Raw genomic sequence first — 22,224 nt, forward strand, 5'->3', positions numbered from 1 at the left:
GTCTACTCCTAGTTCGCCAGCTCCGCAGCCCTGCGGGCGGCAGCATCCATGGTTTCTACCTGCTCCAGTTTGGGCAGGTGTGCGTCGTTAAGAATCGTGCGTCCAAGTTCCGCGTTGTTGCCGTCGAGGCGCACCACGAGAGGCTTGGGTTCAATCCCCTCCGAGTCCAAGATCTTGTAGGCCTGCACGATGCCCTTGGCCACTTCATCACAGGCGGTAATACCGCCAAAGACGTTGACAAAGACCGCTTTCACCTGCGGATCACTAAGAATCACTTCGAGCCCGTTGGCCATCACTTCAGCGTTAGCGCCACCACCGATGTCTAGGAAGTTCGCGGGCTTCGGTTGCGAAGAAAGATCCTCGCCGGCATAGGCCACAACGTCGAGCGTGGACATCACAAGGCCAGCACCATTGCCGATAATCCCCACGGAACCATCGAGCTTCACGTAGTTCAACCCCATCTTCTGCGCCTTGAGCTCCAGCGGGTCGGTCGCGCCGTGGTCTTGGAGCTCCACGTGCTCGGGGTGGCGGAACTGCGCGTTATCATCCAGCGTAACTTTGCCATCGAGCGCAATAATTTCGCCGCTTGAGGTCTTGACCAGAGGATTAACTTCCACCAGCGTGGCATCTTCCTCGGTATAGACCGTGTAGAGCTTCTTGAATACGGGCACCAGCTTGGCGACGTCCCCCTCATCAAACCCGGCCTCATACGCCATATCCCGCGCCAGCGTGTCCGTCATACCGTCGAGTGGGGAGAAGCTGCGCTTAATCAGGGCATCCGGGCGCTCTTCGGCGAGCTTTTCAATCTCTACGCCGCCCTCCTTGGAGAGCATGGCTAGGTAGCGCCGCTTGGTGCGGTCGAGGAGGATCGAGAAGTAATACTCCGCCGCAATGTCCGCGCCTTCGGCCACCATAACCTTGCGCACGGTGTGGCCTTTGATCTTCAGGCCCAAAATCTCGTTGGCCTTTTCCGCAGCTTCCGCGGGGCTATGCGCGAGCTTGACTCCCCCGGCCTTGCCGCGTCCGCCAGTTTTAATTTGCGCTTTGACCACGACCACCGGTGTCCCCAACTTCGCGGCTGCTTCTTCAGCCTGCACAGCTGAGGTCGCAACGATGCCTTTGAGGGTGGGAACGCCATGAGCTTCAAAGAGGTCTCGAGCTTGGTACTCGTAGAGATCCACTTCTGCCTCCATCTTTGCAGTGAAAACTAGTTCTCCACAAGATTCACCAAAACAAAGACGTGATGCAAACCACTTTATAGAAGCTAAAGCGTCACACTTCACACACTTTGCACTCCGTGCACATGCGCCGCAACGCTGCCCGTTACAGCCGTTTGAACCACCGGCAAAGAATTAGCTGATTTAGCTTTCGGGGGCACCCTGGTCGGCGACGTCGATAAGCGCCGCCGCCCCAGGAGAGCTACTGATTAGCGGTAGCGTTGCCTGCAGACCAAGTGGCCCAGTCCATGTTCCAATCACCCAGACCATCGAGCGGGCTCAGCACGCCGCCGCCGGTGTTGGAGACCCGGACGATGTCGCCGCGCTTGACCGTATTCTGGAACCACTGGGCGGCCTCGGGGGTTACGTTGATACAGCCATGGGACTGGTTATAGCTGCCCAGCGCGCCAACTGCCCACGGAGCTGAGTGGACATAGATACCCGAGTACGACATCTGGGTTGCCCACTGAACATCAGTCCTGTAGCCGCCGGCGTCGAGAGCCAGGCCGAAGGTAGTGGAGTCCATAACGAGGGACGGGTACTCGTCACCGATGACGTAGGTTCCGTTCGGGGTATCCCACTGGCCATCCCTGCCCATCGAAACAGGCAAACGGCGCAGCACTTCACCGTTTTTGAACACCGACATCATTTTCGTGTTGTTGTCGATCAGCGCGATGACGCGGTCACCAATGGTGAAGTTTGTGGAAGCATCCTCACCGCCGTAGATGCCGCCACCGAGGTTGCGACCGTACAGGTCGACGTCGACGGTCACTTTCGTGCCGGGTTCCCAGTAGTTTTCCGGGCGCCACCGCACTTCCTGGTTGTTGACCCAGTAGAAAGCACCTTCAACGGCAGGCTCGGTCTTGACTGTGATTGCTTCTTCGGCCGCCTTGCGGTCGGTGACGTAGTTTCCGAAACGCACGCCGATAACCTGGCCAACCCCCACCTCAGAATCCGGTATCGGACTCAAGGCCACTTCGGACACGCCTGCTGCCTGCGGGGTGGTGAAGGTGATGGTTTTATGGGTGCCGTCCTTGTCCGTGGCGTCGATGGTGTAGGTGTGGTTGTACCCCAGCACTTCGGCGCTCTTCCAGGTCTTTGAATCAGAAGACAGCTCATCCTCGACCACCTTGCCGGCTTCGTTGGTCATCGTCACCGACTTAAGCCCGGCCGGGGACGTAACCTCGACTGGCTTGGAGGGATCGACGTCGCTCGCACCATCCTTAACGGAAAACTTCAGCTGCTTTGCCTTGGCGGCTGCCGACTCCGATGCTTCCGCCGAAGCACTTGCTTTGATGTCAGCCTCCGATTGGCCAGTGGCCGGACCGGAATCCGCGGCACCACCAATGGTGCAGGCGGTTAAGAGTGAAGCGGTCGCAACGATACTCGAGAGAAGCATTGCGGGACGTGCAGAAGGGAATAGAGAATGCACACAAACCCCTAGCTCATAGAAAGACACAGACAATAATAAGAGTGCACATAGCCTAACCGCCCACGCACCCTACGAACCAGTTGGCGCCACCGCTCTTAACCGTTTCGTTACCCACCCGTCAGACTTCCACACCCGCGACTCTTTAAGAGAAGCATTTAGCCATGGCATTAATCGCGAAAAACACACATCTACCTGGCGATTTTACCTTTTTACAAAGAGGGTGTTAAAGTTACATCTCGTTGCACGGCAGGCACTGAGGAAATCAGAGTCGGTCAGAAACAACAAGCGCCATTAGCTCAATTGGCAGAGCAACTGACTCTTAATCAGTGGGTTCGGGGTTCAAGTCCCTGATGGCGCACAGCTTAAGCCCCTCACCCCGTGGTGAGGGGCTTTTCCGATCCTAGCCCAAGACCTCGGCTTAAGGGACATTTCGTGGCTTAAGGGACATTTCGTGTGGATTTGCGGCGTGTCGCGCTAAGGGACATTTCGTGTGGATTTAGGAGCGTCCGGCCCAGCCTTTTCTTATGCCTAAGCTGGGGTTCCATTCGTTGTCGATGTGGGTGTCGAATGTGGCAGGTCGCCCGTCTGGGTGGCCTCGTCGTTTAAGTTCTTCTCTTGCCCAGGCCGCGCGTGCTGCTTTTTCTCCTTGGCGTCCGAAGTCTTGTTGCTTGGCTAACTCCAGTGGCGCTACCGGGTCTTCGGTGTGGGTGTAGAGCCACCAGTCCATGGTGATGCGCTGATGCTCATCGAACATGCCACGATGATTGCCTGCTAAGTCTTTGAGCTGTTTGTTGATGCCACCTTCCAGCAGGTTCGTGGTGGCTTTTAAAGCCTGTGTGACACCTTCAGGCGGGTCAAGGAAGGTAAATAATTGTCCTGCGTGGATGAGCTTTTCCAAACGCTTTAGAGCCCTGCGGGCGTTGCGGTGGGTGTACCACCATTTCTGGTTGGGGCTGACCCATTTCGGTACTTGGCCTGCAGGTGTAGCACTGCGGTAGGTTCGCTCTTTAAGCCAATCAGCAAAGGTAATACGGGTGTGGTGGACTGCAGCTGTAAACCGCGCAGCATCGTCGGGATTGCGTACTTGGACAAGCATGTAGCCCAGTTTCCGGATTGCTTTATGCGCTGGGTGAATCGGGTTGCGGCTGATATCAGCAAAAGTGTTGCGTTGGACGTGAACTAGGCAGCGCTGGATGGCAACGTCGGGCCATTTAATGCGCAGTGCCTTGAGCGCTCCACCTGCCCCGTCGGTGGTGACGATGAGTGGTTGCGCGATTTTGTCGAGCAGTTTCAGGTACTCGTATGAGCTTTCACGCAGGCACCAGTGCCAGGCGATGACGTGTGTTTCGGTGCAGGCTACCAGCAGGCATTTCTTGTGGAAATAGGTGCCGTCGATAAAGACCTGGTCGTAAACACGATAGGGGTCAGTAGACGTGGGCACGGTGATAAACCACAGCAGCTTGAACCACCGGGTCAAAGTCCGCCTTGTTACCCCAAGGCGTTTGGCTAAATGGTCTGCGGATTCGCCGGAAAGAATCCAGTCAATAAAGATTTTGAAGTGCCGAATCTCGCTGGTGTGTGCGCGGGCATTAATCGATGAAACGTTGCATTTAGGACACAACCAGCGCTGGGTTCCTGCCGCGGTTTTGCCGTTCTTAACCAGTCCGTGGCCGCACATGTCACACGACGGCCGATTCCTATTAGCCATAGGAATTGGCCTTACCGCACCAGCAGCAGTCCTCCTATCACAGACCTAGGACTATCCAGTGTTGATTTCACAGATCGGGCCGTTGGAACCGATTCAAAATCAAGATCACCGTATTATCCCAGGCTGCCCTGGGAATCCGTATCGGTTTATCCACACGAAATGTCCCTTAAGCCAAGACCTCGAGCTGCTGCGTCTTGGGCCGCCACCACGCGGCCTGCGCCGCCGTGAATTCCTTGTGCTCAAAGGTCGAGATTTCATCGAGCGCCCGCATGTACTCCGGCACCATCGCTCGCGGCAGCCGCAGACCCATCGTCAGGTGCGGGGTCCACCGCGGGCCCCTCCCCTCCGGGTTCGAGGCACTGAGGCGGCGCGCGGCGGATTCCAGCTCATCCGTGGTTTCTAAAAGCCACGCCACGGTCTGTTTACTCTTCGTCCCAAAGACCACCGTGCCCACGCGGCGAAAGGCCGCGGGCAGAAGCGGCGGGAGCAGGTTGCGGGCCTCGTCGACGACTGCGGTCTCGAGCGCCGGCGCGAACGTCACCGTAATGTGCGGGCGCTGGTGCTGCACCGGAAAGCCACGCTGAGCCAGGGCAGCATAGACGTCCCGGAGGGTATTTTCATCCTCTGGGGTGAGGTACAACAGGAGGTTCTCGGGCGAATTTCGGCTCACACGGCCCGAGTCTAACTAACCTCCCGCAGCGCCACGACGGGTTGCCCGCAGTGGTCCAGCACATCCGTCTCTACGCCGTATACCTCGCGCAAGAGCTCCTCCGTGAGCACCTCCCCCGGCGCGCCATGGGCGCGGGCCTTGCCGCCATGGAGCACGACGAGCTGATCGCACATCCGGGCCGCCAGGTTGATGTCATGAATCGCCACCAACGCGAGGCTTCCTTCCTCCCGAGCTTTTGCCCGCACGCGGCCCAAGACGAAGAGCTGGCGGTTGAGATCGAGGGCGGACGTGGGTTCGTCGAGAAGCATGAGCCCAGGGGTCCCCACCAACATCTGCGCCACGGCGACGAGCTGGCGCTGACCGCCAGAGAGCTCATTGAGGTAGCGCTGCGCAATGTCGTCGAGCCCCATGGAGTGCAGGACCTCGGCGGTGCGGGTGATTGGGTCCTCGCACGCTTCGCGCCGCGCTGCAATCAGCACCGCCTCAAACGCGCGCAGCGCCGCGGTGTGCGGCAGGCCCTGCGGCACATAGCCGATAAGCTGGCGGCGCCGCTGTCCGCGCGGGCTCTGGCCGTCGACGCGAAAGTCCACCGTGCCACCCCGCGCGCGGTGCACGCCGGCGAGCGTCTTGATGGTGGTGGTCTTGCCGGATGCGTTCGGCCCCAGCAGCCCCACGACCTGCCCGCCGCGCAGGGTGGGAAGGCTCAGCCTGTCCACCACCGTGCGCGAACCATAACCGGCGGTCAGATCGGAGATGGTGAGGTCTACGTCCACAATGCCCTCCTCCGGGTCATGACGATGGCGATGAAGAATGGCACGCCCAATAGAGAGGTGACGATGCCGATGGGAATGGCCAGCCCGGGCTTAATCAGGAGGCTGAGCGCGTGGGCGGCGCACATCACCGCCGCGCCCGCGGCCATGGAGGCCGGCACGAAGTAGCGCTGGTCCTCACCCACCAACATGCGCGCGATGTGCGGGCCCACTAGGCCGATAAATCCGATGATGCCGGCGAAAGCCACGGTGGTGGCCGCGACGAGCGAGACCACGACGAGCACGATCACGCGCAGGCGAGAGGTGTTGATACCGAGGGCGGTGGCGCGGGCGTCACCAAGCCGCAGCGCCGTCAGCCGCCACGACAGCGCGCCCAGGATGGGCAACGCCACTGCAAGCACGCCGGCCAGCACGGCGTTGGCCTGCCAGCTGGCGCGGGTGAGCGAGCCCATGGACCAAAAGACGATCTGCTGGAGAGCCTCGCTGGAAGAGCGGTATTGAATGAGCGCCAGCATGGCCTGGAAGAAGAAGACGAGGCCGATGCCGAGCAGCACCATCGTCTCGGACTTCGCACCGCGAATAACGGCGGCAACGACGATGATGGCTGTGGCCAGCGCCGCCGACAGCCACGCGATGAGTGCGAGGTTGAACTGCGGCTGGGCCAGAAGCTGCCAACGCAACACGATGGCGCTGGCTCCGCCGAAGGCAGCCGCCGCGGAGATGCCGAGGGTAAAGGGCTCCGCCAGCGGATTATCCAGGATGGTCTGCATCTGCGCGCCAGCCAGTGACAGGCTGGCCCCGATAAGCAGCGCCATGACGGCCATAGGCAGGCGCAGGCTCCACAGGACTGTACGCGTTTGCTTGTCGACGCCTCCCGGATCCACCATCCCCCGCAGCACCTGCCCCGGGGTGAGGTCGATGGCGCCAACGATCACGCTAAGAACGAATGCGGCGAGTGCTACGACGATAAGCCCGGCGACGATGGCGATACGGCGGCGGGTCACGCGGGAGTGCTCGCGTGCGAGGGCCTCCACGAGAAGCACCGCGGTTTCTGCGCGCGTGGTCCGTTCAGGGCTTGCCGAGCGCGCGGTTGAGGTGAGAATGCTCATGACTAGTTGGTACTGAAGAAGGTTCCGTCGCCGGGAACGGGCGAGTATTTCTCTTGGGCTTCGGCCCATTCTTGCTGAACGTCGACGTCTGCGTAGTCCTCTGGGTGGAGCCACGCGGCGATCTGAAGGAGCGCCAGGTAGTTGAAGGGCGAGTTGTAGAACTGGTGCCACAGGCCGTGGAGGTTGTGCTCCTTGACGGCGGAGAGGTCCTCAAAACCAGGTTGGACGCCGGCCAGCGAAGCGGCGCTGTCGTGGGCGTCCTTTTCGCTGATGCCATAGCCGGCGGCAGCGAAGCCGGTGTGCCCCTTTGCGCTATCTACCTTGGCGGACCAGTCGCCGCCGGTGGCGATGATCATGTCGGGATTGGCGTCGATAACCTTCTCCGGGGTCAGCGCGCCGGACTCACCCTCGATGATGCCGTCTGCCACGTTCTTTCCGCCGGCGACGTTGACCAGCTCAGAAATGTTGGAGTCATTCCACGAGCCGCAGCAATCGGAGACACCCGCTGCGCGCCACACGAAGGTGGAGGGCTTGTCCTGCGCTTTCGTGGCGCGCTCGGTTACCAGATCCACGTTCTTTTGCCAGTCCGCGATGAACTCCTCCGCGCGGTCCTCGTGGCCGAAGATATCGGCGAAGATTTCCATGGTGGGAATGGTGTTCTCCAAGGGCTTGGCGCGGAAGTCCGTGACGGCATAGGTCAGGCCGGCCTGATCCAGCTTGTCGGTGAGCCCAGCGGTCTGGGAGGCCTCGTACTGATCCTTGGAGAGCACGATGAGGTCCGGGTCGAGGCTGATGAGCTCCTCCACAGTGACATCGCCCTTGGTGAAGCCGCCGATTTCCGGCAGCTCGTTGACTTTGGGCGTGGTCTTTTCCAACTCGCGGTAGTAGTCGGGCACATTCTGCTTCAGGTCCGATCCGATGGCCACGACCTTGTCCAGCGGGTCTTCCTTGTTGAGGATGCCGGTGGCAAAGACGCTGCGGCCTTCTCCCAGGATGACGCGTTCCGGCGCGTGGTCCAGCTCCACCTGGCGGCCGGCAAGGTCTGTGAAACTCACAGCGGCAGTCCCCTGCGCTCCCGTGGCCTGCTCGCTGCCGGCATCGGCATTGTCGGAGGCACAGCCCGCCAGCGCGCTGGCCAGCGCCGCCACCATGGCGCACGCCCCTACTACTCGCCCGGCGCGCGGACGGGATGCCTGGCCTGCAGGCGTCGATACGTGAAGCACGATTTCTCCTTCAAACTTTGGTCTTATGGTCTGTTCGGAGGTTCATACTACACAGACAGGTAAGGCTACCCAAAACCTGCATAGGGTAGGCAATGCTTCCAGTAACGCATACGGAGCACAAAAATGCCCCACCCCGGGGTATTTCCCAAGGCAGGGCCTCTAGGTATGCAGTCGCGCCCAACGGCGCTAACCGGCTCTAGCGACGCTCAGCGAGCAGGCGCTGCAGTTCCTTGATATCGGACTTGCGGCGCTTGGAGCGGAAAACGGAGAAAGCGATAAGGCCTACGACGGCTGCACCAACGCCGGCGAGCGCCATCTGCACATTGCGCTCCTGCAGCTTCTGGGTTGCCGCGCCCTTAGCGTCCTCGACGAAGTTCTGCGGCTTGCTGCGATCAGCCAGCTCATCCAAGGTGCTAGCCAGCTGACGGCGGGTGCGCTCGATGTCGCGCTGGATATCATCAATGTTGCGTGCCACGTGAATCTCCTGAATTTGGCTTCGTTCGGTGTTGTTGCGGTTAGTGTATTTCTAACCGTTGTGGTTCTAACGTCGACATTCTACATTGACCGCCAGCTCCCCTGCAGAGTTGGCCAACGTTTGTTTCACCCTCGGTGGCGTAGATTCGCCAGATAGCCTCCCCGTAGGGCACGGTAAGGTAGACAGCATGACTGAAGCACAACGACTGTCCGTAGGAGACAAGGCTCCCGCTTTTTCCTTGAGCGATGATGCCGGCAACACCGTAAGTCTGAGTGACTATGCTGGCCAGCGCGTCGTGGTTTACTTCTACCCGCGCGCCAACACCCCTGGCTGCACGAAGGAAGCCTGCGACTTCCGCGACAGCCTGGAGCAGCTCAATGACATGAACATCGCCGTGGTGGGAATCTCCCCTGACAAGCCCGAGGCACTGGCAAAGTTCCGCGAGGACCATGAGCTCAACTTCCCGTTGCTGTCTGACCCCGACAAGGAAGTCATGACGGCTTATGCCGCTTTCGGCGAGAAGAAGAACTACGGCAAGATCGTCCAAGGCGTTATCCGCTCTACCTTCCTTGTAGAAGAGGACGGCACGATCGGCCAAGCCATGTACAACGTCAAGGCCACCGGCCACGTCGCCCGCGTGCTTAAGGGGCTCAACTAAACCGTGGAATCCAGCTCGAAGTCACCGGAGATTCTGGTCCCGAGGCGTCGCCCAGCGCAGGCGCGCAGCCGGGCCAAGTATGACCGGATCTTGTCCTGCGCGCGGGAGACGCTCGTGGACTATGGCTTCGAGTCCTTTACTTTCGACGAAGTCTCGCGCCGCGCGGAAGTGCCGATTGGCACGCTCTACCAGTACTTCGCCAACAAGTACGTGCTGATCTGCGAGCTCGACCGCCAAGACACCGCGGAGATGTTGGCTGAGGTTGAGCGCTTTTCCCAGCGCGTTCCGGCCCTGCAATGGCCGGACTTCCTCGAAGAATTCATCGACCGCATGGCTCGTGTTTGGCGCAACGACCCCTCGCGCCGAGCGGTGTGGCATGCCGTGCAGTCCACACCCGCGACCCGCGCCACGGCCGCCGACACGGAGCTCAGCCTGCTCAAGCCCATCGCGGAAATCATCGAGCCTCTTGCCCAGGGCATGGACGCCGATGCCCGTGTGGAGATCGCCGCCTTCCTCGTCCACACCGTGGTTTCCCTGCTCAACTACAGCACCATGCGCTCCGAGGAAAGCTTTGATGGCGTGGTGGAAGAGATTAAGCGCATGCTCATCGCCTACCTCTTCGCCATCGCCACCAGCGCCTAGCCACACCCAGCGAAGCCAGGGGCGCCCAGGCGCGTTTAGCGCGAAAGGTACACAATGGCGGTGGCGTAATCACCATCGTGGCTGATGGACAGCGCCGTGGAGAAATCCCCCAAGGACTCCCGCGCGAGGCGGGCAATCTCACCACGCAACTCGAGTGCTACTCGCCCCCACGCATCCGGGCGGACCTCAATCTCCGCCCAGTCCACGGCTTCCTCTGCGATGACCGGCGGGTGCGCGTAGAGCGCTTGCGACCACGCCTTGATGAAGGCCTCCTTCGCCGCCCAGCGCCCCGCCAGGTGCTGCGCGCGGGCAGCACCGCTCAGCCCCCGGGCCTGCGCCACGCGCAATTCGGAGGCGCTGAAAACCTGCGCGAAGCGCGTGCCGGGAAGCTCCAGCTGCTGAGCAAAGGACGGAATGTGCACCAGGTCGGTGCCCACGCTCACGCCACTTTTTGTCATGCGGGCAAGCTTAGCGTGCCAGCTCCTGTTTGAGCTCCTCCAGCTCGTCGCCGCCCGCCATCCACTGGGTCAGCTCCGGCAACGTGACCTCCTCCTTGGAGGCGTCCAGTGACATCTGCCCCACCGTGAGCACGATGAAGTGATCGCCCACGAGGTAGGCGTGCTGCGGGTTGTGCGTAATGAAGACCACGCCCATGCCGCGTTCGCGGGCGGCGTCGATAAAGCGCAGCACCATGCCCGACTGCTTCACGCCGAGTGCTGCGGTGGGCTCGTCCAGGATGATGTAGCGCGCGCCGAAGTAGATGGCGCGGGCAATCGCCACCACCTGGCGCTGGCCGCCGGAGAGGGCAGAGAGTTCCACGGAGACGTCGCCAAGCTCAATGCCCATCTCGGACAGCTGCTCGTGCGTAATGCGCTTCATCTCTTCCTCGCGCAAGCTCCCCAACGCCCCGGTGAGCTCCTGTCCCAAGAAAAAGTTGCGCCACACCGACAGCGAGGGCACCAACGCCAAGTCCTGGTACACGGTGGCGATACCAGCGTCGAGGGAATCGCGGGGGCTGGCGAAGTTCACCTCTTCCCCATCGACGGTAATGGTGCCGCCGGTGGGCTGGTTGAGGCCCGCCAGGATCTTGATCAGCGTGGACTTGCCCGCGCCGTTATCACCCAGCACGCAGGTCACCGCGCCCTCTTTCACAGAAAGGTTGATGCCGCGCAGGGCGTGGAAGTTGCCGAAGGTTTGGGAAATATCGTGCAGCTCAATCATGGTTATCGCTTCCTCGTAAAGTTAGCCACCGAGGTGTTCGTCAGCACGGCAAAGAGCAGCATGGCACCGAGGAAGAACTTGAACCAGTCGGGGTTCCAGCCGGCGTACACGATGCCCTGGTTCGTCATGCCGAAGATGAGCGCGCCGATGGCTGTGCCCACCGCGGTGCCGCGCCCGCCGGTCATGGAACAGCCGCCGATGACCGCGGCGATGATGTAGAGGAACTCGTTACCGATGCCCTGGCCGGCCTGGATGGAGTCGAAGGCAAAGAGGGTGTGCATGCCCACGATCCACGCCGCGAAGCCGACGAGCATGAACAGCGCCACCTTGACGCGGCGCACGGGAACGCCGACGGCGCGGGCGGCTTCGTCATCGCCGCCGACAGCAAAAATCCAGTTTCCCCAGCGCGTCTTGTACAGCACCCACGAGGCAATGGCGACGAAGAGGATCCACCAGATAACGGTGGCGCGGATGCTCAAGCTGCCGATGTGGATGGTGCCGGCGAAGAGGACGCGGGCAGAGCCGAATCCTTCCATGTCAGCGATGGTCGGGGTGGCCACTTGGCCGGTCACCAGCTTGGTAATCGCCAGGTTAAGCCCCTGCAGCATGAGGAAGGCCGCCAGGGTGATCAGGAAGGAATCGATCTTGGTGCGCACCACAAGGAAGCCGTTGAGCGCGCCGATGGCCAGGGCGGTCAACAAGGATAGGCCCACGCCCACCCACGAGTTGAGGTGGAAGTTGTAGTTGAGCATGGTGGCCACGAGCGCCGCGGACGTCACCGCCACACCGGAGGACAAATCAAACTCGTTACCAATCATGAGCAGGCCCACCGCCAAGGCCACGATGCCCAGCGTGGAGCTGGCATAAAGCACCGTGGAGAAGGCCTCCACCGAGCGGAAGGCGGGCGCCACGATCATGAAGAGGACGAAGATAACCACCGCGCCGAGCAGGCTGGCCAGCTCCGGGCGGCGGATGAGGCGCGCGAAGCCGCTGCGGCGAGTCAGGCGGGTATCGGAAGGGCTGGATAGCGCCTCGTCTGATGCAGTCGTGGTTTCGCTCATCGCAGGCCTTCCTTAGCGGATTCGGAGATGATGTCCACGTTGGTGGAGTCCACGAAGGAGGGGCCGGTGTACACGGGGCGACCGCCGCCCATGGTGGAGCCATTACGGTGTGCCAACCACAGCGAGTCGACGGCGAGGTAGCCCTGCATATAGGGCTGCTGATCGACGGCCCACTCGATGCGCTTATCCGCGATGGCGTCGACAAGCTCGGCGTTGGTGTCGAAGGTGGAGACCTTGGCCTTGGAGGAGGCGTCGGCAACCGCGTCGGCGGAGCGCATGGCCACGGAGGCCTGCAGTGCCATGACCCAGTCGATGGAGGGATCCTGGCTCAGCTTCGCGTTAATGGTGGACTGCGCGGCGGTCAGATCCTTGCCGTTGACGTACAGGAGCTCAACCTTGCCGTTGTCCAGCCCCTTCTTCACACCGGCGCAGCGCGACTCCTGCGAGGAGTTGCCTTGCTCGTGGATAACGCACAAGACGTGCTTGGCGCCCTCATCCTTGAGGCGCTCGCCGGCCTTGGTGCCGGCCACCTTTTCTTCCTGGCCGAAGAAGGCGCTCATGCCGTACTTCTGGTAATCATCCATGCCGGCGTTAAGCCCCACGGTGGGGATGCCGGCATCGGAAGCCTTCTTGGCCACAGGCCCAATCGCCCCGGAGTTGGGCATGGTCACGGCGATGCCATCCACGCCGGAGTCGATGGCGGACTGCACCAGGTTTGCCTGGTTGGGCGCTTCCGGGTCGGAGGAATAGCGCAGCTCGATATTGTCCTTGCGGGCGGCATCCTCCGCGCCCTTGCGCACGAGGTCCCAGTAGGTATCCCCCGGCGCGCCGTGGGAGATCATGGCGACGACAAGGCGCTCGGTGTCGACGCCACCGGCTAGCTCGCCGTCAGCGTCGGGGCGGGGCGCGCCACCGGTGGCCGAACATGCTGTAAGCACGGCGACGGCAGCGACCGAGATCAGACCTAGCAGTGGTTTCTTAGCATTTTTCACCCTTGCATGGTGCCCCAGATATCAGGACTTCTCCAACCCGTCTGACCTGCTTCTTTATCGTTCCAGAGGGTACAAGCTGGGGATACTCCACGGTTTGCTACCCCCGTTGAGCCGTGCTTCCTCCCTCCGGATCCAAGGTGCCTCCGCGCAGGCGCGCGGACTCGCTTAGCAGCACCGCGGCCTCGCGTTCAGCTACCTCGGCGGCTGTGCCCGCCCCCAGGTTGCGGTTCACCGGCCGCTCGTACAGGGCGGGCCCGCCGCGCATGGCTTTTTCCAGGCGCCGTAAGCCGCGCCACTCGCGCTCGGCGGCGGCTGAGCGCCATGCTTCGGCCTCGGCCTCACCCCGCTCGCGCACCAGCGCGGCATGAAACGCACCGGGGTGCACGAGCGCGATGAGGGCGGAGACATGTCCGAATCCCAGGGAGGTCACCAAGCCGGCCTTCGGCGGGGTGCGGCGCAGGTCCAACGGTTGGCGCAGCCACACCAGGTGCGGGTGGCGGCGCAGCACGGGGTCAACGCAGTCGAGCGAACGGTTCGGCGGGAGAACCCCGCTGCGCAGCACCTGAGTCAGGCCGACGAGTTGGAAGGCGGCGGCACCGCCCTTGGCGTGCCCGGTCAGGCTCTTCTGCGAAACCACATACAGCGGGTTGCCGGGGCTGCGGCCAAGCGCGGCGGCGATGCGCTCGTGCAGGTCAGATTCGTTGGGGTCGTTGGCGTTGGTGGACGTATCGTGCTTCGACACCACCGCGATATCGTCCGCGTCCACGCCGAGGGCCTTCAGCGAGCGGGCCAGGCGGGAGTCCTGCCCACCCCGCGCCGCCGAGAGCGCGCCCATGCCCGGCGCGGGGATGGAGGTGTGCGCGCCGTCGGCGAAGGACTCGGCAAAGCCCACCACGCCAAGCACCGGCAGTCCCATCTCGGCCGCGAAGGATCCACGGGCGAGCAGGATGGTTCCGCCGCCTTCGGATTCCACGAAGCCGCCGCGGCGGCGGTCGTTAGCGCGGGAGAAAAAGCGATGCTCAATCCCCTTCGCCGCCATCTCCGCGCTATCGGCCGTGGCCGCCATGTCCCCGAACCCGGTGATTCCCTCAATCGACAGGGCGTCGATGCCGCCGGCCACGACGAAGTCGGCTTTGTGCAGGCGCAGCTTGTCGACGCCCTCCTCCACCGACACCGCCGCCGTGGCACAGGCGGCCACGGGGTGCACCATCTGGCCATAGCCGCCGACATAGGACTGCATCACGTGCGCAGCAATGACGTTGGGCAGCGCTTCCTGGAGGACGTCATTGGGCCGCGGCTGGGCCAAGAGCTTATCGACGTACAGCGAGCGCAGCGCCTCCTGGCCTGCCATGCCGGTTCCCTGGGTGGAGCTCACGCGCGCCGGGTGGACGTGGGCCAAGAGCTCGGCTGGGCTAAAGCCTGCGGAGAGGAAGGCATCCACGGTGCACACCAGGTTCCACAGGGCGAGGCGGTCGAGGTTATCCACCATGTCCGCGGGGATGCCGTAGACCTGCGGGTCGAAGCCCTCCGGAATCTGGCCACCCACAAAGCGGGTCATGGCCACGCGCCGCGGAACCCGCACCGCGGAGCCCGCGGGTCGGGCGACCTGCCATTCATCCTCACCGGTCGCATCAGTGACGCGGCGCAGCGTAGCGCCTTCGCAGCTGTCGACGAAGCTGCGTGCTGTCTCTTCGTCCTGCACGGTGAAGCTCAGCGGCTTCTCCAAGTAGATGGTGGTCAGCTCGGGCGCGAGGTTATCCACCATGGGCAGGTGCGGGCCGAAGTCATCGTGGAAGCGACGCACACCAATCCCGGCGAGCACCTCGTCGTGGAAGCGCGCGTAGACGTCTTCCTCGGCTACCTCCTCTCCTTCGGCCGTCAGCCATCCGGCTGTGCGCTCATCCCAGCTGATGAGCCCGCGGCTCCAGGCCAGCTCCAGCACTCCAGCAGCAGACAGGTCCCCGCCGACCTCCGCCTCAAAGCGAGTACGCGATGAACCCAGCGGGCCGAGCTCGCCGGCCCCGACGATGACCACCATGTCCTCGAGGGACTGCGTCACGCCATTGAAGTCTGGGCTGGTGCACTCGGCAGGCCTGAGCACGTTCGGCAGGGCTTTTACCGTTGGCGGCGCCTTCCCTTCGCACAAACTACCGGCTACGCGCGATGCGTCGCTGTTCTCGGACTGCGCCGCGCTGGCAAGTGCAGCAAGGTCCAGCTCAGCCTCGGCCAGCCCGCCGGTGAGGTCCACGCTCAGCGGCGCCTGTGCTGCTTCGGCGCGGATGCGAGGGGAGGCGGTGGCGTCGATAAGCTGCACCGCCATTTCCTTCGCCGAGAAGGTTCGCACGCCGCGGGCCTCCACCTGTGTAACCAGCGGATCGTTGCCGCCCATCAGGCCGGTGCCGCGCACCCACCCGATCTGGGCGTGCACCAACGAGGTGCGCGCACCCCAACTGGATTGCTCGGAAGACCAGCGGTTAACCAGGGCGTCGAGGGCCGCCTTGGCCTCGCCGTAGGCGCCATCGCCGCCAAAGCGCCCGCGGTTCGGCGAGCCCGGAAGCACCACGTGCAACCGGTGGCCAACATGTGTATCCGCGCCCACGGCGGACAGCGACGCGATGAGCTTCTCCACCGACCACAGCAGCAGACGCATCTGGGACTCCGCCCCTGCCCCGGCATCCACAAGAGTGCCGGCCACACGCGGCGCGGCGAAGGGGAAGAGAAGATCCGGCACGTAAGCCGGCTTCAGTCGCACGGACTCACCACCCACGGTGGCGGTGCGCTCCGCCGCAATCCATTCCGCAAGCGCGTCCACGTCCGCGAAGGAATTGAGGTTCGCTGGAACGACCCATAGTGCTGCCGCGCCGACGGCCCGGCTGCGGTAGAGCTCCTTATAGAACTCGAGGCGCTCGTGGCTTAGCTGGGAGGTCGTGGCGATCACGGTCGCTCCTTCCGCGAGCAGCTCGCCGATGAGCTCGGCGGCAATCGAACCCGGCGAGCCTCCCGTCACCACGGCCATCTGCCCGGCGAAGAGCAATCCGTCGGCCGGGGTGCGGGCATCGCGGGCTAGGTCCTCATAGCCGAAGTGCTCAGCCAGGAGCGCAACCTCCTCGCCGGCGCCCAGCACGTCCAGCTCGGGCTCTGCTTCCCCGGCGGCGGCCGCGCGGGCGATGTTCTCGCGGGCGGTGGCCCAATGGTCGTCGAGAAGCACTGCCTTGCGCGCATCGAAGGCCGGGGCGACCTGTCGCTTCCAGTCCGAGCCCAGCTCCGCTGCAACGAGCTGCTCCAGCTCCGGAAGCGCGGTGCTCTCAACCTCGTCGGTTGGCGCCACCTCGCGGCCTAGGGCGGCGAGTGCCGCGCGGGCGGAGTCCTTCAGCGCCGCTTCAAGGCGCTCGGTATAGGCGCGCACCGCCTCGGGGTCCACGGTCTCGGTCGGCGTTGCTGCTGCGGCCTTCTGCAGTGAGACTCCTTCGCGCTCGCCGGCGGCGCTCACGGAGGCGTCGATCAGCGCGTCGAGCTCAGCCGCCGACGCCACACCGGTCATGGGCAGGCTTGCCAACTCCCCGCCGCGCAGCGATGAGCCCTCGCGCGTGCCCAGGACCAGCTGTGCAATAGCGCGATCGGCCCAGCCCGGGCCCAATCCCCAGGTGCTGCTCACGCGCTCGGCCACGTAGCTCGGTTTCTTGCCCGCCGGCCCGGTCAGCCGGGTGAGCGCCTGCGCGACGTGCTCCGCGAGGACCTCCCCAAACGTTGCGTAGCCCGGCGCGCGCTGCGCCACGCTCTCCGCCAGCTGCGAGATGGGTGCGTCCGCGGCATTCTCGATGGCGCTGATACCGAACTCCACGCCGAGGTCAACGAGCAACTGGTTGCGGCGCGAGGACACGCCTTCCACGAGGGTTTCGATGGAATCGGTCGCCGCCATCTGATCGGGGCGGACCTTCGTCCACAGCGCGATGAGCATCTCGAGGGCCTGGTGCACGCTGAGCGGGCGATCCTCGACGGCGGCTGGGGCCTCCTCGCGCGGGGCGTGCACCGTTTCTTGCTGGTGTGCGCTCTCGGATGGCTGCCTCGACTCAGGCTCACCCTTCTGCGCTTCGACGGCGTCCGCAGAATCCTGCGCTGCTGGCTCGGGTGCCGTCTCGGCGTCGTCGGCAAAGACTCGCCCACGGTCGCGCTCGTAGTTGAGCACCTCGATGTTTGTGCTGCCCGCATACTGGGGCAGGCGCAGTGTTTGGCCCAGCATGTTGGACAGCGTGGGCGCGGTGCCAACGCCAACCTCGATGAAACGCTCCACGCCGAGCCCACCAAGGAGCAGGTCCTGGGTCTCAATCCAGCGCACCGGGGAGGCAAACTGCCAGGCCAAAAGCTCGATGAGCAGGGTGCGGCCAAGACGCGCCGGGCTCGCCATGGCACCATCGAAATCCGCCAGGATCTCCTCGATAGGCTGCGAATCCACCACTTCTGCGATGGACTCCACGAACTCGCGGCTCAGCGCGAAGGGCCGCGCCACGAGGTTAGGAATATAGCGCCCCACCAGCACGTCGAGGTCGATCGACTGAGGGATGAGTGCGTCGAGGTGGGCGCGGAAATCCGCCACGCCGCCCACTAAGCGGGAGGAGTGGAAGGGCACGTCAATCCCCGGGATGGGGATGACGGCGCGTTGCCCAGGGGCGCGGCGCTCGGCGTCGCTCGCCAGCGCATCCAGGCCCGCCTTCGTTCCGGCGACCGCGTATTGGCGCCCGGCAATATTGTGGTTAACCACCTCAAGGAACTCGCCCGTCTCTGCGGCCACGCGGGCGACATAGGCGAAGGCCTCGCCCGCGCTCATCCCCATCTTGTGCGGGCGCAGCGCCGCTAAACCGTAGAGGGACTGGCCCGCGGAATCGCGCTCGACCAAACGGTGCATGGTCAGCCCGCGAACATAAACGATGTCCAGCACCGCCTCCAAGGACAGGACCTCGGCATAGGCGGCCAGAGCGTTGTACTCGCCCACCGAGTGGCCAGCGAAGAAGGCACTGTCTTCGAGGACCCCAGCTTCCTTGAGTGCCACGATCTGCGCGCAACCCAGGGTGGCCATGGCCACCTGCGTGAACTGCGTCAGATAAAGCACCCCGTCCGGGTGCGTGAAGGTCTCACCATCCACCACCACGGTGTCGGGGTTGTGGCGGACAATCTCCAGGATGGAGAAGCTCAAACTCTGCCGCGTGTGCTTGTCCGCGCGCTCCCACACCGCGCGCGCCGCTGCGGATTCCGCATAGTCCTGCATCCCCATCCCCGGGGACTGGATGCCCTGGCCGGGGAAGGCATAGAAGGTGGTGGGGCTGCTCATCGTCGCTCGCGCCTGCAGCACCGGCACGCCCTGGCTGGTGGCGGTCACGCTGCGGACCTCACCGTAGCCGCGCCGCTTGTCGACGCCCACCCGTTCCACCTCAAACTCCACCTCACTGCCCGGCAGCACAGGTGCAAGCCAGGTAGCGGACCAGTCGAGGACGCGGGCACCGTCGAAAGCCGCGGCCGCCTGCGCCAGCGCTGAGGTCCACATGCCGTGGACGATGGGGCCTTCACGATGTCCCGCCAATGCCGCCGCGTTCGATGACAGGTGGATGGGGTTCCTATCCCCCGTGACCACGGCGAAGGGCAGCAAGGATTCCGGTGCCACAGCGCTAGTGCGGTGGCGGAAGGAGCGCGGTGTCTCACGGACCGACGTCTCTGCTGTCTCTGCCCCGCTTTCTTGTGCACCATAAGTTGCGGCGCCCACGGTCTCGAGCGCGGCGTCACCGCGGCGCCCGGTGATAAGGAAGCGCTCGTGCATCTGCGCGAATTCATGTTCTTCTCCGCGCACGGCTGCAGTCACGCCGACAGAAACGTCGACTACGCGCCCCGACGGTGTATCGCGTGCCTCCTCCAACTCAGCGGTGTAGCGCAGGTCCAAAGGCTCGGAGCCCGGCGCGGCGCTGGCGCGAAGCAGCTCCCAGGTATATGGTTTGAGACTCAGCGAGTGCTCGAGGTGGACCAGGTCAAGAAAGCCCTCCACCACCGGCTCCCCGGACGCCGCATGGGCACCGGACAGCACAGCGAAGGTGGCTGGCCAGGCGGGGCCGACGAGGACATCGGGCGAAACAGTAGCGTTCATCTCCCCGCTGGTCACCGCGCTGTAGTGGGCGATGTCGGTGGTGCTGAGGTGAGCGCTGACCGTCGCGGTCCCGGAGCTAACGTCCGGAAGGTCACCGCCGACGGCCTGGCGCAGCAGCTCCCGCATGGCGGCCTTGGCATCCTCGACCTTAACGAGTGGTGAGGCACCCGGAATGCTCGGCGGAGTGATACGAATGCGCAGCTCAGCTCCAGAGTGGAACGGAACCGTCAACCACATGGCGCCGTCACCGGCAGGTTCCAGCTCGGTGCCATCAAGCCCAAGGCGCAGGGGGTTGGGCTGCTCGCGCCCGGCCCAATTCAGGCTCGGGGCGCGGCGGATGAGCTCTTCGTCGCTCATGTTGAGCTCGCCTGCAAGCCCCTTGTCGAACTCTGCGTCGGAGGCGTCGAGAAGCCCGAGCACCGCCTGCTCGAAGCGGCCGAGGATCTGCGCCACCGGCTCGTTGGCCTGCGCGATTCCCTCAACGGCTGACGTGCCGGGGATGATGCAGACCTCATCGGCCTCGTAGTGCTCATCGTGTGCCTGCCACAAGGTGTCAAGGCGCCAGCGGCGGCGTACGTCAGCATCGATGACCGGCACAAAGTTTGCGGGTTTGCCGGGACCATCCACGAGCTGAATGAACCACGCGGCGTCGGTCGGGTGCAGCGCCGCGTCACCGTAGAGTCCGGTCAGCTGATTAATTGCCTCAGCCGGGTTCTCGCGTTCAACCTCAACGCGCAGCTCAATCTCGCCCTGATCGACCGGGTTAAGTCGGGCCTCAGCCCGCGCCACCATGCGCGTGAATCGATCAAACCAGGATTCGTCAACCCAGCCGTCCAGGTAGGACAGCTCAAGGTAGCGCTGCAGCCACGCGGAATAGGACATCTCATCGAGGTCCCCGAAGTAGGGCTTGCACGTGCGCCCGATGGCTTGAATGATTTCCGCGCGGCGGGTCTCCACGGCCGCGGCGTCACCGGCCACCTCATCGAGGAGGCGCCCGGCGCGGGCGAAAGAGTTATCCAGCTCATGGATGTCCGCGCCCAGATCCGAGCGGCCCGACACAACGTCCCCGCTGTGCGCGGCGACGAGAGCCTGCTTCACCGACTCGGATGCGGTGGACTCCTTCGCCGCCATGGCGGCGGTGCCCACCATGATGGCATCGACGGGGGCTACGGGCAGGCCGAAGCGCTGCGTCCACGTACCCAGGAGGTACTCCGCGCCACGCGCCGGGGTGCCGATTCCCCCGCCAACGGCGAGGAGGACATTGTCGCGCTCACGGATCCGCGCGTAGGTAGCAACAAGGACCTCATCGAGGCCTTCTAGGGAATGGTGGCCACCGGCCGCGCTACCTTCCAGCTGCATGATGACGGTGGTCTCGGGGAGAGCATCGGCGATACGGAGCACCTCCTCCACCTGCGCCGAAGTTCCCGGCTTGAAGGCGACCCAGGGGATGTTTGCCCCGTGGAGCTTCTCCACCAGCTCCACGGCCTCCTCCACAGGAGGAATGCCGGCGGAAATCACCACGCCGTTGATGGGTGCTCCTGCGGCGCGCGCTCGCAGAATCGAGTTTGGCCCCTCAATCTGGCGGCGCCACTGGGAAGCCGCGAGATACAGCGCGTTGAACTGGGCATTCACCCCTGGCTTTAAGAGCCGGCTCAAGGTGCTCAGGTTCTCCTGCAGGATGTCATCGGTGTGCTGTCCCCCGCCGGCCAGCTCCGCCCAGTGCCCAGCGTTGGCGGCCGCGGCGACGATGGCCGGATCAACCGTGGTGGGGGTCATCCCGGGAAGCATGACCGGTGAGTAACCGGTGGCCTGCGTAAAGGCAGTCACCAGGCGCCCGTCTGTCACTCGCGGTGCCCACTCGGACCACGCGCGTGGCAGAACGGGTGCGCGGCCCGGCTCCACGAGCTGGGCCAACCCTTCCGGTGCAGCGACGGCCAGCGTGCCCACACCGCGCCCGGCGACGATATCCCGAGTCAGCGGCTCCACCCCGCGGGCGGGCCCGATTTCCAGAATCCAACGCGCCCCGGCCTGAAGCGCCGAGTCAATGCGCTCGGGCCAATCCACGTAATCGGTCAATACCGCCCGCGCGAGCTGCGCGGCGGATTCGGTTTCCAGTCCGATCCGGGCCGCCCAGCTTTCTACCTGTTCCACCGCAAACTGCATGGTGGGATGATGGAAAGCAGCTGAAACATCAAGGTCGGAAACGGTAACTGCGGCGGGCTTCCCTTCCCGCTCTTCTTTAAGGGCCGAGCTCTCCTGCAGCGTGGCCTTCACTCGGGCAAGTTCAGCCGGTGTTCCGACGATGACGAAGCGCCCCCGCCCATTGTCGAGCCCGATGTGGGCGCCGGCGTCGAGTAGTTGCTGCTTCGTCGCGCCGGTCACCGCCGCCATGGGCGCGCCCTGCGGGGTGCGGACCAGCCCAGCACTGCGTGCGGTTGTCTCCAGAGCCGCGCCGATGAGGCGTGCCAGCGCCAGAGCCTCGGCTGGGCTCATGCGTCCCTCAACGACCGCCGCGGCAAGCACGCCCTGGGAATGTCCGATGCTGGTGACGGCATCCTCGAGTTCTATTCCCTGCGCACGCAGTGATTCGAGGACCGCTAGCTGCGCGGTGAGGATGCCGGGGGTGGAAAGCGAGGCGTCGGCAAGCGCGTGCGCCCACGCCGGCTCCTCGTCTGCCCAGGCCAAAGGGGCAAACCCGTGCGGAGCAGCAGCCAGAAGCTCCTCCTCCAGCGGGGCGAGGAGTTCCTCGGCCGCGGAGAGGAACGCCGCTATCTTGGGTCGGACGCCGGTGGCGAGGGCATCGCGCAACGTCGGCAGCCAGGCATAACCCTGACCGGAGAAAAACAGCGCAAAGGGCTCGGAGCCCAAGCGCGCAGACAAAGGCGACAAAGGCGCAGAGACGTGAAAATCAGACAC

15 protein-coding genes and 1 tRNA gene are annotated in these 22,224 nt (G+C 63.9%); 3 read left to right on the plus strand and 13 right to left on the minus strand.

Annotated features, from left to right (window positions below; translation table 11 throughout):
- Positions 1–8: 8 nt before the first annotated feature.
- Both sucC and R3O64_RS10330 read right to left on the minus strand, forming a co-directional pair.
- Positions 9–1,181: an ADP-forming succinate--CoA ligase subunit beta gene (sucC, locus tag R3O64_RS10325; protein ID WP_193629749.1), complete on the minus strand. Its 1,173-nt coding sequence runs from the start codon at positions 1,179–1,181 to the stop codon at positions 9–11.
- A 238-nt stretch (positions 1,182–1,419) separates the two neighbouring features.
- The gene (locus R3O64_RS10330) at positions 1,420–2,616 is read right to left on the minus strand and encodes a L,D-transpeptidase (protein ID WP_339016863.1); all 1,197 of its coding nucleotides are present in this window, start codon (positions 2,614–2,616) and stop codon (positions 1,420–1,422) included.
- Positions 2,617–2,934: 318 nt separating this feature from the next.
- Here R3O64_RS10330 and R3O64_RS10335 point away from each other — a divergent pair.
- Positions 2,935–3,007, plus strand: a tRNA-Lys gene (locus R3O64_RS10335).
- Positions 3,008–3,145: 138 nt separating this feature from the next.
- On the opposite strand, the gene R3O64_RS10340 is transcribed toward R3O64_RS10335, so the two are convergent.
- The 6 genes from R3O64_RS10340 to R3O64_RS10365 form a co-directional block, all read right to left on the minus strand.
- Positions 3,146–4,357: an IS1249 family transposase gene (locus tag R3O64_RS10340; RefSeq protein ID WP_339016864.1), complete on the minus strand. Its 1,212-nt coding sequence runs from the start codon at positions 4,355–4,357 to the stop codon at positions 3,146–3,148.
- A gap of 166 nt (positions 4,358–4,523) precedes the next feature.
- The gene (locus R3O64_RS10345) at positions 4,524–5,027 is read right to left on the minus strand and encodes a 2'-5' RNA ligase (protein WP_339016865.1); all 504 of its coding nucleotides are present in this window, start codon (positions 5,025–5,027) and stop codon (positions 4,524–4,526) included.
- 11 nt (positions 5,028–5,038) lie between these two features.
- Entirely contained in the window at positions 5,039–5,800 is a 762-nt protein-coding gene (locus tag R3O64_RS10350; protein ID WP_339016866.1) for an ABC transporter ATP-binding protein, read from the minus strand.
- Positions 5,791–6,906 (minus strand): iron ABC transporter permease, encoded by a 1,116-nt coding sequence (locus R3O64_RS10355; protein ID WP_339016867.1) that lies wholly within the window; start codon positions 6,904–6,906, stop codon positions 5,791–5,793. Before R3O64_RS10355 ends, R3O64_RS10350 begins: the two co-directional genes overlap by 10 nt.
- A gap of 2 nt (positions 6,907–6,908) precedes the next feature.
- Entirely contained in the window at positions 6,909–8,057 is a 1,149-nt protein-coding gene (locus tag R3O64_RS10360) for an ABC transporter substrate-binding protein (protein WP_404507499.1), read from the minus strand.
- A gap of 268 nt (positions 8,058–8,325) precedes the next feature.
- A complete protein-coding gene (locus R3O64_RS10365; RefSeq protein WP_010191207.1) occupies positions 8,326–8,604 on the minus strand; it encodes a DUF3618 domain-containing protein in 279 nt (92 codons plus the stop codon).
- Positions 8,605–8,791: 187 nt separating this feature from the next.
- Here R3O64_RS10365 and bcp point away from each other — a divergent pair, with 187 nt between their 5' ends.
- Positions 8,792–9,262, plus strand: a complete 471-nt coding sequence (gene bcp, locus R3O64_RS10370) for a thioredoxin-dependent thiol peroxidase (RefSeq protein ID WP_070522333.1) — start codon at positions 8,792–8,794, stop codon at positions 9,260–9,262.
- A 3-nt stretch (positions 9,263–9,265) separates the two neighbouring features.
- Entirely contained in the window at positions 9,266–9,904 is a 639-nt protein-coding gene (locus R3O64_RS10375; protein ID WP_070522336.1) for a TetR family transcriptional regulator, read from the plus strand.
- Between the two features lie 35 nt (positions 9,905–9,939).
- On the opposite strand, the gene R3O64_RS10380 is transcribed toward R3O64_RS10375, so the two are convergent.
- From R3O64_RS10380 to R3O64_RS10400, 5 genes are all read right to left on the minus strand, one after another.
- The gene (locus R3O64_RS10380) at positions 9,940–10,362 is read right to left on the minus strand and encodes a holo-ACP synthase (protein WP_070522339.1); all 423 of its coding nucleotides are present in this window, start codon (positions 10,360–10,362) and stop codon (positions 9,940–9,942) included.
- 10 nt (positions 10,363–10,372) lie between these two features.
- A complete protein-coding gene (locus R3O64_RS10385; RefSeq protein ID WP_070744994.1) occupies positions 10,373–11,125 on the minus strand; it encodes an ATP-binding cassette domain-containing protein in 753 nt (250 codons plus the stop codon).
- Positions 11,126–11,127: 2 nt separating this feature from the next.
- Positions 11,128–12,186: an ABC transporter permease gene (locus tag R3O64_RS10390; RefSeq protein ID WP_339016869.1), complete on the minus strand. Its 1,059-nt coding sequence runs from the start codon at positions 12,184–12,186 to the stop codon at positions 11,128–11,130.
- Positions 12,183–13,178, minus strand: a complete 996-nt coding sequence (locus R3O64_RS10395) for a substrate-binding domain-containing protein (RefSeq protein WP_339016870.1) — start codon at positions 13,176–13,178, stop codon at positions 12,183–12,185. Before R3O64_RS10395 ends, R3O64_RS10390 begins: the two co-directional genes overlap by 4 nt.
- Positions 13,179–13,275: 97 nt before the next feature.
- Positions 13,276–22,224 carry a fatty acid synthase subunit beta domain-containing protein gene (locus R3O64_RS10400; RefSeq protein WP_339016871.1) on the minus strand — a complete coding sequence of 2,983 codons (8,949 nt, stop codon included), beginning with the start codon at positions 22,222–22,224 and terminating at the stop codon, positions 13,276–13,278.

This window comes from Corynebacterium hesseae, from assembly GCF_037850265.1.
Classification (GTDB): Bacteria; Actinomycetota; Actinomycetes; order Mycobacteriales; family Mycobacteriaceae; genus Corynebacterium; species Corynebacterium hesseae.